We start from the raw sequence: 13,577 nt of genomic DNA on the forward strand, positions 1-13,577 counted from the left end.
GATTTTTATGATGAATAAAAGATATTTACTATTAATTACGGCGTTGTTTTTAACGGGCTGTGGCGACGTTCAAGTGTATGATGTGGATACAAAGTTTTCTAACGTTATACGTGTTGAACCTGTTTCAAAAGGGCGTCGCTCCGTGTTTTTGCGTATCAAAGACGTAACGGGGCACGCCTCTGAATTGGCGACATCGATTGAACAACACTTAAAAACAAAAGGGTATTCTGTCGTTGCTGATCCTGGGATTGCTACCTATAAATTAATGGTAACTATCATAAAATTTGGTGATGATACGTCGAATGGTCAAGTCGTTGAAGAAAGTTCTATCAGATCCTTTGCAGATCGCGTTGGAATTGCCGAAGTTGAAATTACTAACTTAAGCGGTAAAAGTATAAAAACTCGCTTAATGGTGGGCGTTAATATGCGCGGCGGTTTGTTTAAGACGCCTACACCGCAGGTTGAGCAATTTGCGTGGACGCGGTTAATTCACCGATTATCCCAAGCAGTTTCCAGGATGTTCTAAAATTAAGGAGGGCGTTCCCTCCTTTTATCAAATATTAGATATTCAAAAAATATGCCTTAATTATCTTTAATAAAGCATATAGAATATATCCAACTAAAAAAATATAAGGGATTATTATTTCCCGTTGTACTACAAAGTTTTTTCCTTCTGAGAACGAATCAAGTTTGGACAGGTCTTGGTTAAATGATGTATATACTAGTGCCGGAAAATCCTGCTCAAACTCTTTAATGATTGCATGGTTTTTATTGTTCATCGTCTTATAAACATGGATTGCTGATATCCATGACAATGTTGATGCAATTCCAATCAATATTAAAATGCCCAACAGTAAAAAATGCTTATCTTTGATATGTCCGCTGGTTGCCAACGTTCCAATTGCCGACATAACCAACGTATTCACCGTAAGGTAAAACATATTAAGATTACGACGCTGATCGGCAGATCTTCCCGTGGTATCTATGAATAATTTATATTGATCAAAAAATAGCCCTAAGTTTTGAGGAGTATCTAATTTGACGTCTGGATTAATAATGGATGTGTATGGGCTCATAATGAAATCTCCTTAATATACGGCGTTTAGTGTTTAACGTTTCGGCCGAATCTCAATTTCATCTTAATTACTTTTTTCATTAATAAGAATAAAAAAAGATATTTCCGTTAAAAAATTTACCTATTTTTAATCTTATGGCGCTTTAATAAAGCATAAGATGAGTAAAAAGGATAAAGAAATGGACAGTATTCAACACGTGTTAGATCGAGTTCGCAAGCCTCGCGTACATATTACGTATGACGTTGAGATTGGTGATGCGGTCGAAATGAAAGAACTTCCCTTCGTTATGGGAATTATGGCAGACCTAGCAGGAAATCGTACTAGTGAGCTTCCAAAACTAAAAGACAGAAAATTTGTAGAATTAGATCCAGATACGTTTGGTGAAATTATGGCGTCTGTTGCGCCACGCATTGCATTCGAAGTTCCAAGCCGTATGCCTGGTGCTGCAGAAACCGATACCGTTAGTCTGGCCTTAAACTTTAAGAGTATGGATGATTTCGGTCCGTTAGAAATTGCAAAACAAATGAATGGTTTGGTCGGGTATTGTGATGCTCGTGTAAAATTGTCAGATTTGCTTGCAAAGCTAGATGGAAATGATGTGCTTCATGCCATTTTAAAAGATGTAATGACCAGTCCAGATAAACTTGCTCAGATGAAAACAGATTTAGCTGCGGCTGCTCCAGCGGCCTAAATAATATAAAGGATAATCAAAATGGCTGATACTCAAGAAAATTTATCACTCGTAGATCAGTGCTTAATCAGCGCAAAAATGGCGTTAGATGACAGCCAAAAAGATCATGCGATTGAATTACTGAAAGAGTTTGTAGCGCAAGTAGAAAAAGGCGGAGCTGCAGGGTTACCTAATGCTGCCGTGTTTATTCACAAGCGCATTCAAGAAATTGACGATGTTGTTTCAGGTCAAGTGAATGAAGTGCTGCATCACCCAGACTTCCAAAAATTGGAGGCTTCTTGGCGTGGGTTACAGTTCTTAGTTGCAAATACAGAATGTGGTGCGCGTCTAAAACTACGTTTATTGAACGCAACAAAGAAAGAATTGTTAGAAGATTTAGAAAAAGCGTTAGAGTTCGACCAAAGCTCACTCTTCAAAAAAATCTATGAAGAAGAATATGGTACATTCGGTGGACATCCTTATTCATGCTTGATGGGTGATTACGAATTTAGCCGTGCGCCTCAAGATCAAGAATTGCTTCGCAAAATATCTGGCGTTGCAGCAGCTGCGCATGCACCCTTTATTTCTGCGGCGGATCCAAAGTTATTTCACATGGAAACGTTTGAAAGCTTATCAACACCGCGTGATCTATCTAAACTGTTTGAAAGTTCAGATATGGCGGCGTGGCGTTCTTTCCGTCAATCAGAAGATGCTCGTTATGTAACGTTGGTATTACCACACGTATTAATGCGCTTACCCTATGGACCAGAAACTGTTCCTGTAGAAGGCTTAATTTTTGTTGAAAAAGTTGATGGCGTTGACAACAGTAAATTCTGTTGGGGTAATGCGGCATATGCGTTAGCTCAACGTATTACACATGCATTCGCGACGTATGGATGGACTGCAGCAATTCGTGGTGTAGAAGGTGGTGGTTTGGTTGAAGCATTGCCAGCATATACATTTAAAAGTGCGGATGGCGACATTCTCTTAAAATGCCCAACCGAAGTTACGATTACAGACCGTCGTGAAAAAGAATTGTCTGATTTAGGCTTTATCGCGTTGTGTCATTGTAAGGGTACGGATTATGCTGCGTTCTTTGGTGGTCAAACATCACAAGAACCAAAGGTATACAATCTTGCAGATGCAACGGCAAATGCCAATCTTTCTGCACGTTTACCGTATATTTTGGCATCGTCTCGTTTTGCGCACTATGTGAAATCAATCATGCGCGACAAGATTGGCAGCTTTATGACAAAGAATGAAGTTTCAACATATTTAAATGATTGGATTGCTAACTATGTTCTTTTAAATGATGGGGCTCCACAAACAATTAAAGCGCAATATCCACTGCGTGAAGCGCGTGTAGATGTAGAAGATATTCCCGGTAAGCCAGGTTCTTACCGCGCGATTATTTACTTACGTCCGCATTTCCAATTAGAAGAGTTTACAGCATCAATCCGTTTGGTGGCTACTTTGCCAAAACCAGCGGGTGCGTAATTTAAAAAGATAGGAATAAAAAATGGCAGAAAATAATACTAGAACTCCTAATTTGCTAGTAAAATTCGATGGAATTGAGCTGGGATCTGAAGTTAAAGGGTACGAAAAAACATGGGGTATTTTGTATAACTATACCTTTAGTGAAAAAAGAAAAGTTTCTGGAGATGTTTCCGGTCCTTTAGAGTCAAAGGCAGAAATACAATTAAGCAATATTATGTTGGAATTAAAACATGGTTTGCAAGATCCCGTATTCGCTACACATTTAAGAAGCGGAGATCCTTTCAAAAACATTCAAATTATTACATTAATAAATGCGAAAGGTGCAAACAAAGTGCTTAGCACGATTACGTGTGAAAATGTTAAAATTGTGGGTCGAGATGTAATGCAAATAATTAAGTGTGATGGACAAGATATAGATAATATTCTGAGGTTGTATATTACATGCGACTCTATGCAAGAAGAATTTTCGAAGTTTGGTCAAGATGCTTCTGCTCAAGGAAAAAATGCAGCTGGTTGGAACTATCGCACTGCTTCTGCAAATGGCTAAGCACACTTCGCTTTTTATAGTCCCCTTTATGGTTAAAACCTTCGCCTTCCAGGCGAAAAAGACTTCAGTCCTTGGTAAAGGAAAAGAGGCGAGGTATTGAAAAAAAGGAGTAAATATGATACCCTAGCTTAGTCTTCAAGCGCTAGCGCTTGAGAAACGCGACGGGTATCATATGACAGATTATAGCAAAACCAGCCACACCGTATTTTACCATAGATATCACTTAGTATGGATCACCAAGTATCGTAAACGAGTTCTAAGTGGTGAATTAAGATTACGAGTGCGTGAGGTGATCGCACAGGTTGCTGATGAACTGGGTGTTAAGGTTTGCAATGGCGTGTTGTCAGCAGATCATGTGCATATTTTTGTAGAAATATCTCCCCACGTATCGGTCAGTGAATTTGTAAAAATAGCAAAGGGACGATTGTCAAGAAAGATTCAGCAGGAGTTTCCTAATATCAAGAAAGAATATTGGGGAAGACACTTCTGGGGGCGAGGGTTCTTTAGTTCAACGAGCGGCAATGTTACTGATGACATCATTAATGCCTACATCAACAATCATACGGACTCTTTCCAGTCAAATAACCTTTCTAATATCTCTTTAGAGTAGTCAGAGACTTCCAGTCTGTAATTACAACCTACCAGCTTCAGCTGGTAGTGGTTGAGTTAAAACCCGCTTTGGCGGGTTTTTTTATTACGCTTCTCGCAAAATTTGGGAGCTTGCTCTTGAGATGGAAAGCGGTAAATAAAATCTACAAATATTAAGCAGCGCTGTCCGAAAGCAGGGATGATCCCTGCACCCTATAAATTAGATTCGATGTGGTCTGACACGGATTATAAAGCTCCAAATCTAACCTAATGGATGCAACGGCACGTTGCCGTTGTGGTGGCGGGGGGAGGACACGCTCTAAGAATTGATGATGGGAGGGCCCCATCGGGGGCGCGAGACCAGCAGTTAGAAAACCTCATTTTTTCAATTTTTTTAAATCCAATTGAGTGCAATGGAGCGTTGCCAGAGTAACGCTGCGCCCAATAGGTTAATACGTTTGGAAAAATTACAATCCGTGTCAGATCACATCGGATCTGACCTAATGGATGCAAACTCAGTTTGCTCTTGACAATCCAAACTTTTTATGTATACTAATAAGTAGAATTGCGAAAAGGCTACCCAAAAACCTGGGTAGCCTTTTTTCGTTCTACGTCTTTGAAACTTTCAGAAAGAGTATCTAAACTTTTGTTGAAATACATAGACGTGCCGAATCGAATCTCCAGTACAGGAACTCACCTACCCGATCAGTAGATACAGCCCTGTAAACAACCCCTAGAGCCGACGGGCTCGTAAAACACCGACTTTGTATAGTATACTAAAGTCCGCCTTTCCCCATTCGTGTAAGAAATGGGGTTCTTTTTGCACGTGCGGGTTACTGGGGATTCACTCGGTTTTGCAACCTGAGGTTGCATCCAATAAGATAGATCCGATCTGGTCTGACACGGATTTTATATAATTTAACACTGAAAGCTGCATACACAGTGCTTTCAAACAAACACAAGGAACTAAAACACACTCTTCAATAAAACATCTCGAATTGATTTTTCACCCTCAATGATCCTGCGCCGAAGGTGGGTCAAAAATATCTCTCATCCCAAACTATTTTTAACAGTCCCTCATTCTCTCATATCTCAAATCACACTCAATCTAACCCAATGGATGCAACGGCACGTTGCCTGCACCGAAGGTGGGTTCAAAACCAACCTAATGGGTGCATCGTCACGCTGCCCTGCGCCCGAAATGGGTTCAAATTCTCTCATCCCAAACTGTTTTTAACAGTCCCTCATTTATTACCTATGTCCAAATCATACTCAATCTAACCTGATGGATGCAACGGCACGTTGCCGTGTCACAACGCATCGGATCTAATCTATTGGGTCCAGAGATCATCCCTGGTGCAACCGCAGGTTGCAACTATTTATCCCAAAAAACAGCCTTTAATAAGCGAACGTTTTTCATAATATTATCTGGACTTGGGGCGTATTCTTTAGCACCCTTTGTGACGGATTTTAAATTATCTAATCGATCATCAAAAAACTGCATTACGCCATCAATGGGTGCGCTTGATGTATGCCAATACACTAACGTTGCAACATAAACTGTCCCCAGGCTTATTCGTTTTGTGTAATAATTCATATCGGTGGATTCATCACCCGCTGCACGCCACATCACATCAGTTAGTTGACCTACGTATGCTGGGGCGGTTATAGCAATTGACGGATGATACAGTTCAGATAGGGCGGCGCGTTCTGCTTCTGAATGACGAAGTATATGTTCAAAATGTGTATGCATCATCCAGCGTATTTTTGCAGTAGTCCCAAGATCGATGGAGAGCTCTAATATTGATTCGGATAATAACGTCACAAGGTATGCGTGATACGCAGAAATCAAACTTTCAGTGCCATTTGGAAACAGTAAATCAAATTCTAATCTTGAAATAGAGTCGGATAAGGCTGCATGTAACGCAGCTGCATTCCAACCTGGAAACGGTGACATTTGTAGTATGCTTTTCAAAATCGATTCAGACGTATGCATGCTAGTTTCTCCAAAACGATCTGGATGCTAAGGCTAAAATGGTCACAAACTCTAAGCGTCCCAACAGCATGCCACCTATATATGTCCACTTAACGCCAAGCGGTAATGCTGCAAATGAACCCGTTGGTCCCAGGGTATCTCCGATTCCGGCGCCCACGTTTGATGTCGTGGCTATGGCGCCTGATATGGCGGTGATTGAATCTAACCCACAGGCTGAGCCGATCAAGATAATTACCGCAATCGTTAGCAACCACATAACTAAAAACGTAATGACGGATGATGTAATTTTATTGTCGATTACCTTGCCGTGATATGTGGGGTAGAAAATTCCATGGGGAGTTCTTAGAGTTTTGATTTGAGCATTCGCAATGCGAAATAAAATTTCAAACCGAAAGAATTTAATGCCCCCTGATGTTGATCCTGTGCAGGCTCCGACAATACTGATCATCAGGATAATTTGTGCAGCAAAACTGCCCCACAGTCCATAGTTTATCGTTGTAAACCCTGTGGTTGTGATAATGCTGACAATGGTAAAGGCTGCGTTTCTAAGTCCAGTACCCCAGGTATCAGCAAAGCCATGCCCCATAATCCACAACCATACTATAATAATAACTACAGCCACCGTGATTAAATACGTAATAATCTGAGAATCAACCAAAGCAGCATACTTTTTGTGCATAAGCTTTACGAATGTAATTAAGGGTAAGCTGCCCATTAACATAAATATAATCATGATCCATTCGGCAGCGGGAAGTTTAAAATAAGCGATTGAGGTATCATAATTGGATAACCCGCCTGTCGATATGGTGGCGCATCCGTGACATATAGCATCAAAGGGGCTCATGCCTACCCACCACAGCATTAAGATACACGCGACTGTTAAGCCAAGGTATATTTGCAAAATTGCTCTAGCCAGTTGAGATACTTGGGGTAATATTTTATCGGATCTATCTGAAAACTCACTTTGAAATAACTGCATGCCGCCAACTTTTAAAGCAGGCAATACAGTCATGGCCATGATAACAATCCCGATGCCGCCAAACCATTGCAATAAGGCTCGCCACAATAATATTGTTTTAGGATACGTGTCCAGGTTGGTTAAGACAGTGGCGCCTGTGGTTGTAATGGCCGATGCCGTTTCAAATAAAGCATCTGTAAATGATAAGTCTAAATTTGAAAATATAAAGGGAAGGCTAGCAAATACTGAAGTGAGCAACCACGCTAAGAATGTTAATAGAAATATTTCGCGAGTTCGCAGATTGTTAAGCTCTGCAGAATTAAAGCCTAAAATAAAGCCAATTCCTATAAACAGCGAAAGTGCTGCTGACATAAAAAATGGAATCCATTGAGTGATTTCACCAATGATAAAATAAGATATCGCTGACATACATAAGGTCATGCCGCCGATTAGTGTTAGCAAATAACCTATGATATGTAACAGCCCCGAAAACATCAGTTCAGCATTTTTGTGTGATAAGGGCTATCAAGAGAAAATGGGGGGATATCTACTTCAAGCATTTCACCGCTATCGTTTACCAGAAAATAGGTGCCCATCATCATTCCAGAGGGGGTGGATAGTGGAGTGCCACTCAAATATTTATAACCTTCGCCGGGCTTAATAACGGGCTGTTCGCCAATAACGCCATCGCCCTCAATTACAAACGACATGCCTTGCTCATCTGTAATCAGCCACTTTCGACGCAGCAATTGTACAGAGTGTGAATTGAAGTTCTCAATCGTAATTGTATATAACCACAAGAACTTTCCTTCATCTGGAGAAGAGTCTTTCTTCAGGTATTCAGGCTTGGCTGTAACTTTAATACCATGCGTCGTTTTGCTATACATAAGTACCTTATGCTAGTTGTTCAGTTAACCAATCTGCAAGGGCAGATTTTGTATGATGTCCACCGCTAATCGACCCGATTACTTTGCCGTCTTTGTATAAGATTAATGTTGGAATGCCGCGCACTTGATATATAGTTGGGGTTTCTGGATTGTCATCTACGTCCAGTTTTACGATATTAACTTTTCCAACCACATCTTTAGCAAGGTCTTCTAATTTTGGTGCAATATACTGGCAAGGACCACACCAAGACGCCCAAAAATCCACCAATACAGGCGTAGAAGAGCCTAGAACTTCTTTTTCAAAGGTTGAATCAGAAACCGAATGCAGAGCCATAAAAAACCTCATAATTAATATGAATGAAGCATATCATTTTTTGCCAACGGTGAAAACAAAATGTTGTGGGTGCTGAAAGAAGAAAATAGGCTACGTCTTTGTGCCTTGGAGATAGTGCTACAGGTCTCACTATGCGCGGCGCCCTTTGCTCCACAATTTCTTCTGTTGGGTGCAACTGTGCGTTGCCAGGAGCAAACCTGCGCCTTGTACTTAGAACATGGTCTCACTGTGAAGAAATGTTCTAAAATTGCAAATAAGTATTTCAATTGAAGTCTCCTTAATAGGTTAAATTAAAGAGCGTTGAGGGCATGCGTTTTTCAATGCGTCAAACTGTTAATAGACCCACGCCTATATAATTGCCATTCAGTTTTGATGTCAGTTTCCAGGTGCGGGCTAACACCGACCAGCTGATACCAGCGATATCGATTGGGGTTATGCCTAAATTCTGCAGGGGCATAATAATTTCGCTGGGTTTCAGAAACTTTGACCATTGATGGGTTCCCTTGGGTGCCCACTTTAAAACATTCTCAGCCACCAAGATTCCTGCTGCATATGAAAACACGGTGCGGTTTAAGGTTGAAAAGAAAATCACCCCTCCAGGTGCTAAACGACCAACTGCAGATTTTAACAGGTATTCTGGATGCGCAACATGCTCTAATACCTCCAGCAGGGTAATGATGTCGTATTGTTCTTGAATGTCATTAATATCGTTACAGTGATAATTAACATTTAATCCTTGTTCAGCGGCATGATGACGGGCAACTTCGATGGCTTCCGCGGATTGATCAATGCCCGTGACTGTATATCCTAAACGAGCAAGTGGTTCACAAACAAGACCTCCACCACAGCCAACGTCTAATATTTTAATATCAGCATTGTTCGGAGTGTCCTTAAAGTGCTTGCGGATGTGTGACAAAATATACTGCAAACGAACAGGGTTCATTTCGTGTAAGGCTTTAAACGGTCCTGTTTCATCCCACCATTTATTTGCCAGTTGTGAGAAAATTTGCGTTTCTTTCGTTGTTTCTGTGATCGCATTCATGGTAAAGTCCAGTCAGTATCAGTTTAATCATACTTTAGCATTTATGTCGATCATTGTACAAAAATATGGTGGAACCTCTGTCGGCAGCGTTGAGCGTATGCGTCATGTTGCAGATTTAATTATTGCAGAACGCAACGCGGGGCATCAGGTCGTCGTCGTGGCTAGTGCCATGGCGGGAGCCACAAATCAGCTAGTAAAGTCAGCTCAGCAGTTTAACAACGCAGTTGGAACGCCCGCTTATGACTTTGTGGTATCCACGGGCGAAAACGTTAGTTGTGGTATGTTGGCATTAGCGCTAGCTGAAAAAGACGTTCATGCGATGCCCATGGCAGGGTGGCAAGTGCCTATACGAACCAATGAATTACACTCTAAAGCCAGAATTATAGACATTGATCCCACCTATTTACATCAGGTGTTGCAAAATGGAATCGTTCCTATCATTACAGGGTTTCAGGGCATGGGGTCTGATCAGCGATTGACCACATTGGGGCGCGGGGGCTCTGATACGTCTGCTGTTGCAATCGCAGCGGCTTTAAGGGCAATACGGTGTGACATCTACACAGATATTGATGGTATGTATACAGCCGACCCTCGCGTAGTTGCAAAGGCTCAATTCATTTCGGAAGTGCCATATACCGTTGCTTATCATATGGCAGAATTAGGTGCAAAAGTAATTCACCCTCGTGCAGTAGAGTGCTGCATGCAGGCGAATATTCCGTTGCGCATACTTTCAAGTTTTGGCTCTGATAAATTTACCACATTAATCAATCAACCTGCAGAACCAAGAATAAGTGGAATTGCTCATACACATAATAACGTCCTATATAAAGTGCAAACACATGATCCTGAAACAGGCGGAGATATTCTTGATAGATTAAATGGTTTAGATATCCCTTTTGATATGATGCTGCGCAACGACACGAGCTTACAGTTTTGTGGTGAATCTGCGGATGATGAGGTGATAAAAGATGTGCTAGCCTCTTATAAACTGGTGGTATCCAGAGAAGTCTGCGCGAAGATATCCGCTGTTGGTGCGGTATCTACGCAATATTTTGAGCAAATTCTACAACAGTTTAAGGCTCAGAATATTCATGTTGTTTGTTGCTGGTCAGATGATGTGCGGGTCTCTGTATTAGTTTCAATGGATCAAATGGAACAAGCGGTTAATATTTTGCATGCAATCTTTTTTAATTTTTAAGCAAAAAAGATTGATTTTCAATCCGAAATGCAGTAAAAACAAATCAGTTTATGTCTGACACATAATGTTGGGGTGTAGCCAAGCGGTAAGGCAGCGGGTTTTGGTCCCGCCATTCCGAGGGTTCGAATCCTTCCACCCCAGCCATTTTTAATTCCCCTTTTAGCCCATCCGGTAATTTTTTCCTGCTGTTGCGGCAAAAATTTCTTATTAGACGTCTTTTTCCTATAGCATCAATCTTTTAGAGTTCAAAAAACATGAGACTTGACAGGGTTTTGACAGGTTGGCACAAAAATTGCAACCAGTAGTAGTGTAATATTTGACACTATGAAAGGATAAGAAAAATGTCAGTAAGAATTCAAAACAACGCAATGAACCAAGCGAAACGTCACGATGAAGCAAAACGAGCTTCGTCAGCCCGATTGGCAAGTGGTCAACAAATTAACCGTGCTTCAGAAGGTGCGGCGGACTTGGCGGCAGCATCTAAATTAAAATCTACAGCAAGAGCAACAGCTGCAGCACTATCTAACGCAAATCGTGGTTTGGCACTAGGACAAATCGCAGACGGAGCTATGTCTCAGATTCAAGAGTTGAGTTTCCGTTTGAAAGAATTGGCCGTGTCAGCTGCGTCTGATACATTTAGTGATGCTGACAGAGCTTTGGCGAATACAGAGTATCAAGAAGTAATCAAGGCAATTGATGGTATCGCAGACCGCACGCGCTATTCAGGCACAGCGTTATTAAATGCTGTAACCACATTTGATATTCAAACGGGTGAAGATGGGGCGACGGATACAACAACCTTTATTACGGATGATGTGACGTCAGCTACATTAGGTATTGTTGGTGATATTACGTCTAAGGCTAACGCAGTGGCGCAGCAAACTTTGATTGATACTGCTTTAGACACACTTGCTACGGCACGTTCAAAAGCGGGTTCGTTCATGGTCGGGTTGGAATCAACAATTTCGGTAAACCAAGTAAAAATTGAAAACCTTGAGGGTGCGATATCTGTATTTACAGAAGCTGACCTTGCTAAAGAAGCAACTAATTTAGCAATGGCAGACATTAAATCACAAATGGCGCAAGCAATGATCACTAAAGAAAACCAAGCAGCATCTAACGTTACTGGTTTGGTGCGTTAATTTATCGTTCTCTAGAAAAAACACCGGAATTTTTTTCGGTGTTTTTTTATTTCAGTCGTCCCCCTTACAGCGAGACTAATTTAATTTGAGTGTAGGAGCGAGGCAAGACATGTATCAAACTGTACATTAGTGACCGAGTGATGCATGCTCAGATTACAAGGAGTCAGCTATATATAAATCTTTAACTGATTTTCTCTCGTATAAAAGACCAGTTCAATCTTTGTTCTTGTCAATTTACGCATAAGGGATTAATCTGCCATCAGTTTAATGGTAAAATAGGACACTTATGTCAGTCGTCGTTCGATTTGCGCCCAGTCCCACGGGCTTTATACATGTTGGGAATCTGCGGGCTGCGTTATTAAATTATCTGTTTGCGCTAAAACATCAGGGCCGCTTTATGTTGCGGATTGATGATACCGATTTGGAACGTTCTGAATCTCGGTTTGAAGCTGCTATTAAACAAGATTTACAGTGGTTGGGTTTAACGTATAATGTAACATTTAACCAGTCTCATCGATTTGATCGGTATGTACAGGCAGCTGAATATTTAAAAGCAGCGGGACGTTTATACCCGTGCTATGAAACTCAGGAAGAGCTTGATTTTTTGCGCAAACGACAATTATCTCAAGGAAAGCCTCCTATCTACAATCGTCAGGCGTTAGCATTAACTGATGTTGAAAAATCAAAATTCGAAACCGAAGGTCGGAAACCTCATTGGCGCTTTAAGTTAGTTGAAGATGAAACTAGCTGGGATGATATGATCCGCGGGCGCGTGACCTTTCAGGGCTTATTTGCATCAGACCCCGTACTAATCCGCGAAGATGGTGTTCCATTATATACCTTGCCATCGGTTGTGGATGACATGGATTATGGAGTGACTCATATCATTCGTGGAGAAGATCATGTCACCAATACAGCTGTTCAGATTCAATTACTGAAAGCCCTAAAAGGGCTGGAGGGTATTAAACGAGATCATATGGATTACGCACACTTCTCACTGATTGTGGATGCTTCTGGTGAAGGTTTTTCAAAACGCACCGGCAGTTTATCGATTGGTTCGCTGCGTGAGGAGGGCATTGAACCTATGGCAATACATTCCTTGCTGGCAAAACTTGGAACGTCTGAACCTATGGAGCCGCGACATTCACTTAAAGAATTATCGGATGGCTTAGATTTCTCAAAATTTAGTCGATCTGCACCAAAGTTTTCAGTCGAAGACTTGCATAAAATGAACGCAAAATATTTACATTCACTACCGTTTGATGAAATTGCACCTAGGCTGCAAGTGATACTACCCGAAGTCACTGCAGAATTCTGGCAGGTAGTTGGAGGAAACGTTGATCATTTATCGGAAATTACCTATTGGTGGGCAGTATGTCATGGAACAATAGAATCGATAGTTGAGGATAAATCTTTTATTGCTCAAGCTTTATCCCTGTTACCGAATGGTGGTTGGAATGAAGACACGTGGTCTACATGGACAGCTGCGTTGAAAGAAGCAACGGGTCGAAAAGGTAAAGAGTTATTTATGCCGTTGCGTCTGGCATTAACGGGGCGTCCTCATGGACCAGAAATGAAGCAATTTTTGCCGTTAATGAATCGTGACGGTATTCGTCAGCGTTTGTCAGTAGGAGCTCAGTAA

General features: G+C 41.3%; 14 protein-coding genes and 1 tRNA gene. 9 read left to right on the forward strand and 6 right to left on the reverse strand.

Annotated features, from left to right (window positions below):
- The first annotated feature begins 7 nt into the window (after positions 1-7).
- On the forward strand, positions 8-526 hold the full coding sequence (traT, locus tag CPBP_RS04925; RefSeq protein ID WP_350331755.1) for a complement resistance protein TraT: 519 nt from the start codon (positions 8-10) through the stop codon (positions 524-526).
- 34 nt (positions 527-560) lie between these two features.
- Here the strand turns inward: traT and CPBP_RS04930 are convergent, their stop codons facing one another.
- Positions 561-1,076, reverse strand: coding sequence for a RipA family octameric membrane protein (locus CPBP_RS04930; protein WP_350331756.1), 516 nt, complete (start codon positions 1,074-1,076; stop codon positions 561-563).
- 178 nt (positions 1,077-1,254) lie between these two features.
- Between CPBP_RS04930 and tssB the strand changes: the two genes are divergently transcribed.
- From tssB to tnpA, 4 genes are all read left to right on the forward strand, one after another.
- On the forward strand, positions 1,255-1,767 hold the full coding sequence (gene tssB, locus CPBP_RS04935) for a type VI secretion system contractile sheath small subunit (RefSeq protein ID WP_350331757.1): 513 nt from the start codon (positions 1,255-1,257) through the stop codon (positions 1,765-1,767).
- A gap of 21 nt (positions 1,768-1,788) precedes the next feature.
- Positions 1,789-3,243, forward strand: a complete 1,455-nt coding sequence (gene tssC / locus CPBP_RS04940) for a type VI secretion system contractile sheath large subunit (protein WP_350331758.1) — start codon at positions 1,789-1,791, stop codon at positions 3,241-3,243.
- Between the two features lie 22 nt (positions 3,244-3,265).
- Positions 3,266-3,790, forward strand: coding sequence for a hypothetical protein (locus CPBP_RS04945; protein WP_350331759.1), 525 nt, complete (start codon positions 3,266-3,268; stop codon positions 3,788-3,790).
- Positions 3,791-3,962: 172 nt separating this feature from the next.
- On the forward strand, positions 3,963-4,400 hold the full coding sequence (gene tnpA / locus CPBP_RS04950; RefSeq protein ID WP_350331760.1) for an IS200/IS605 family transposase: 438 nt from the start codon (positions 3,963-3,965) through the stop codon (positions 4,398-4,400).
- Positions 4,401-5,753: 1,353 nt separating this feature from the next.
- Here tnpA and CPBP_RS04955 read toward each other — a convergent pair.
- The 5 genes from CPBP_RS04955 to ubiG form a co-directional block, all read right to left on the reverse strand.
- Positions 5,754-6,374: a COQ9 family protein gene (locus CPBP_RS04955; protein WP_350331761.1), complete on the reverse strand. Its 621-nt coding sequence runs from the start codon at positions 6,372-6,374 to the stop codon at positions 5,754-5,756.
- Between the two features lies 1 nt (position 6,375).
- Positions 6,376-7,761, reverse strand: coding sequence for a TrkH family potassium uptake protein (locus tag CPBP_RS04960; RefSeq protein WP_350331762.1), 1,386 nt, complete (start codon positions 7,759-7,761; stop codon positions 6,376-6,378).
- A 65-nt stretch (positions 7,762-7,826) separates the two neighbouring features.
- The gene (gene apaG, locus CPBP_RS04965; RefSeq protein ID WP_350331763.1) at positions 7,827-8,219 is read right to left on the reverse strand and encodes a Co2+/Mg2+ efflux protein ApaG; all 393 of its coding nucleotides are present in this window, start codon (positions 8,217-8,219) and stop codon (positions 7,827-7,829) included.
- Positions 8,220-8,226: 7 nt separating this feature from the next.
- Positions 8,227-8,553: a thioredoxin gene (gene trxA, locus CPBP_RS04970; protein ID WP_350331764.1), complete on the reverse strand. Its 327-nt coding sequence runs from the start codon at positions 8,551-8,553 to the stop codon at positions 8,227-8,229.
- A 325-nt stretch (positions 8,554-8,878) separates the two neighbouring features.
- Entirely contained in the window at positions 8,879-9,595 is a 717-nt protein-coding gene (gene ubiG / locus CPBP_RS04975) for a bifunctional 2-polyprenyl-6-hydroxyphenol methylase/3-demethylubiquinol 3-O-methyltransferase UbiG (protein ID WP_350331765.1), read from the reverse strand.
- On the opposite strand from ubiG, the gene CPBP_RS04980 reads away from it, so the two are divergent.
- The 4 genes from CPBP_RS04980 (at position 9,594) to gltX (ending at position 13,577) form a co-directional block, all read left to right on the forward strand.
- Positions 9,594-10,793 (forward strand): aspartate kinase, encoded by a 1,200-nt coding sequence (locus tag CPBP_RS04980; RefSeq protein WP_350331766.1) that lies wholly within the window; start codon positions 9,594-9,596, stop codon positions 10,791-10,793. The two genes, ubiG and CPBP_RS04980, sit on opposite strands and share 2 nt — an antisense overlap.
- 68 nt (positions 10,794-10,861) lie before the next feature.
- Positions 10,862-10,937 (forward strand) — tRNA-Gln (locus tag CPBP_RS04985).
- 197 nt (positions 10,938-11,134) lie between these two features.
- Positions 11,135-11,935, forward strand: a complete 801-nt coding sequence (locus CPBP_RS04990) for a flagellin (RefSeq protein ID WP_350331767.1) — start codon at positions 11,135-11,137, stop codon at positions 11,933-11,935.
- A gap of 286 nt (positions 11,936-12,221) precedes the next feature.
- Entirely contained in the window at positions 12,222-13,577 is a 1,356-nt protein-coding gene (gene gltX / locus CPBP_RS04995; RefSeq protein ID WP_350331768.1) for a glutamate--tRNA ligase, read from the forward strand.

The sequence above is a fragment of the Candidatus Bodocaedibacter vickermanii genome, assembly GCF_014896945.1.
GTDB classification, from domain to species: Bacteria; Pseudomonadota; Alphaproteobacteria; order UBA6184; family UBA6184; genus Bodonicaedibacter; species Bodonicaedibacter vickermanii.

What these genes read in the sequence shown, in the direction of transcription:
- trxA (WP_350331764.1), bottom strand. Translation starts at nt 8,553, where the DNA reads ATGGCTCTGCATTCGGTTTCTGATTCAACCTTTGAAAAAGAAGTTCTA.
- CPBP_RS04980 (WP_350331766.1), top strand. Translation starts at nt 9,594, where the DNA reads ATGGTAAAGTCCAGTCAGTATCAGTTTAATCATACTTTAGCATTTATG.
- CPBP_RS04945 (WP_350331759.1), top strand. Translation starts at nt 3,266, where the DNA reads ATGGCAGAAAATAATACTAGAACTCCTAATTTGCTAGTAAAATTCGAT.
- tssB (WP_350331757.1), top strand. Translation starts at nt 1,255, where the DNA reads ATGGACAGTATTCAACACGTGTTAGATCGAGTTCGCAAGCCTCGCGTA.
- apaG (WP_350331763.1), bottom strand. Translation starts at nt 8,219, where the DNA reads ATGTATAGCAAAACGACGCATGGTATTAAAGTTACAGCCAAGCCTGAA.
- CPBP_RS04930 (WP_350331756.1), bottom strand. Translation starts at nt 1,076, where the DNA reads ATGAGCCCATACACATCCATTATTAATCCAGACGTCAAATTAGATACT.
- tnpA (WP_350331760.1), top strand. Translation starts at nt 3,963, where the DNA reads ATGACAGATTATAGCAAAACCAGCCACACCGTATTTTACCATAGATAT.
- tssC (WP_350331758.1), top strand. Translation starts at nt 1,789, where the DNA reads ATGGCTGATACTCAAGAAAATTTATCACTCGTAGATCAGTGCTTAATC.
- traT (WP_350331755.1), top strand. Translation starts at nt 8, where the DNA reads ATGATGAATAAAAGATATTTACTATTAATTACGGCGTTGTTTTTAACG.
- CPBP_RS04990 (WP_350331767.1), top strand. Translation starts at nt 11,135, where the DNA reads ATGTCAGTAAGAATTCAAAACAACGCAATGAACCAAGCGAAACGTCAC.
- gltX (WP_350331768.1), top strand. Translation starts at nt 12,222, where the DNA reads ATGTCAGTCGTCGTTCGATTTGCGCCCAGTCCCACGGGCTTTATACAT.
- ubiG (WP_350331765.1), bottom strand. Translation starts at nt 9,595, where the DNA reads ATGAATGCGATCACAGAAACAACGAAAGAAACGCAAATTTTCTCACAA.
- CPBP_RS04955 (WP_350331761.1), bottom strand. Translation starts at nt 6,374, where the DNA reads ATGCATACGTCTGAATCGATTTTGAAAAGCATACTACAAATGTCACCG.
- CPBP_RS04960 (WP_350331762.1), bottom strand. Translation starts at nt 7,761, where the DNA reads ATGTCAGCGATATCTTATTTTATCATTGGTGAAATCACTCAATGGATT.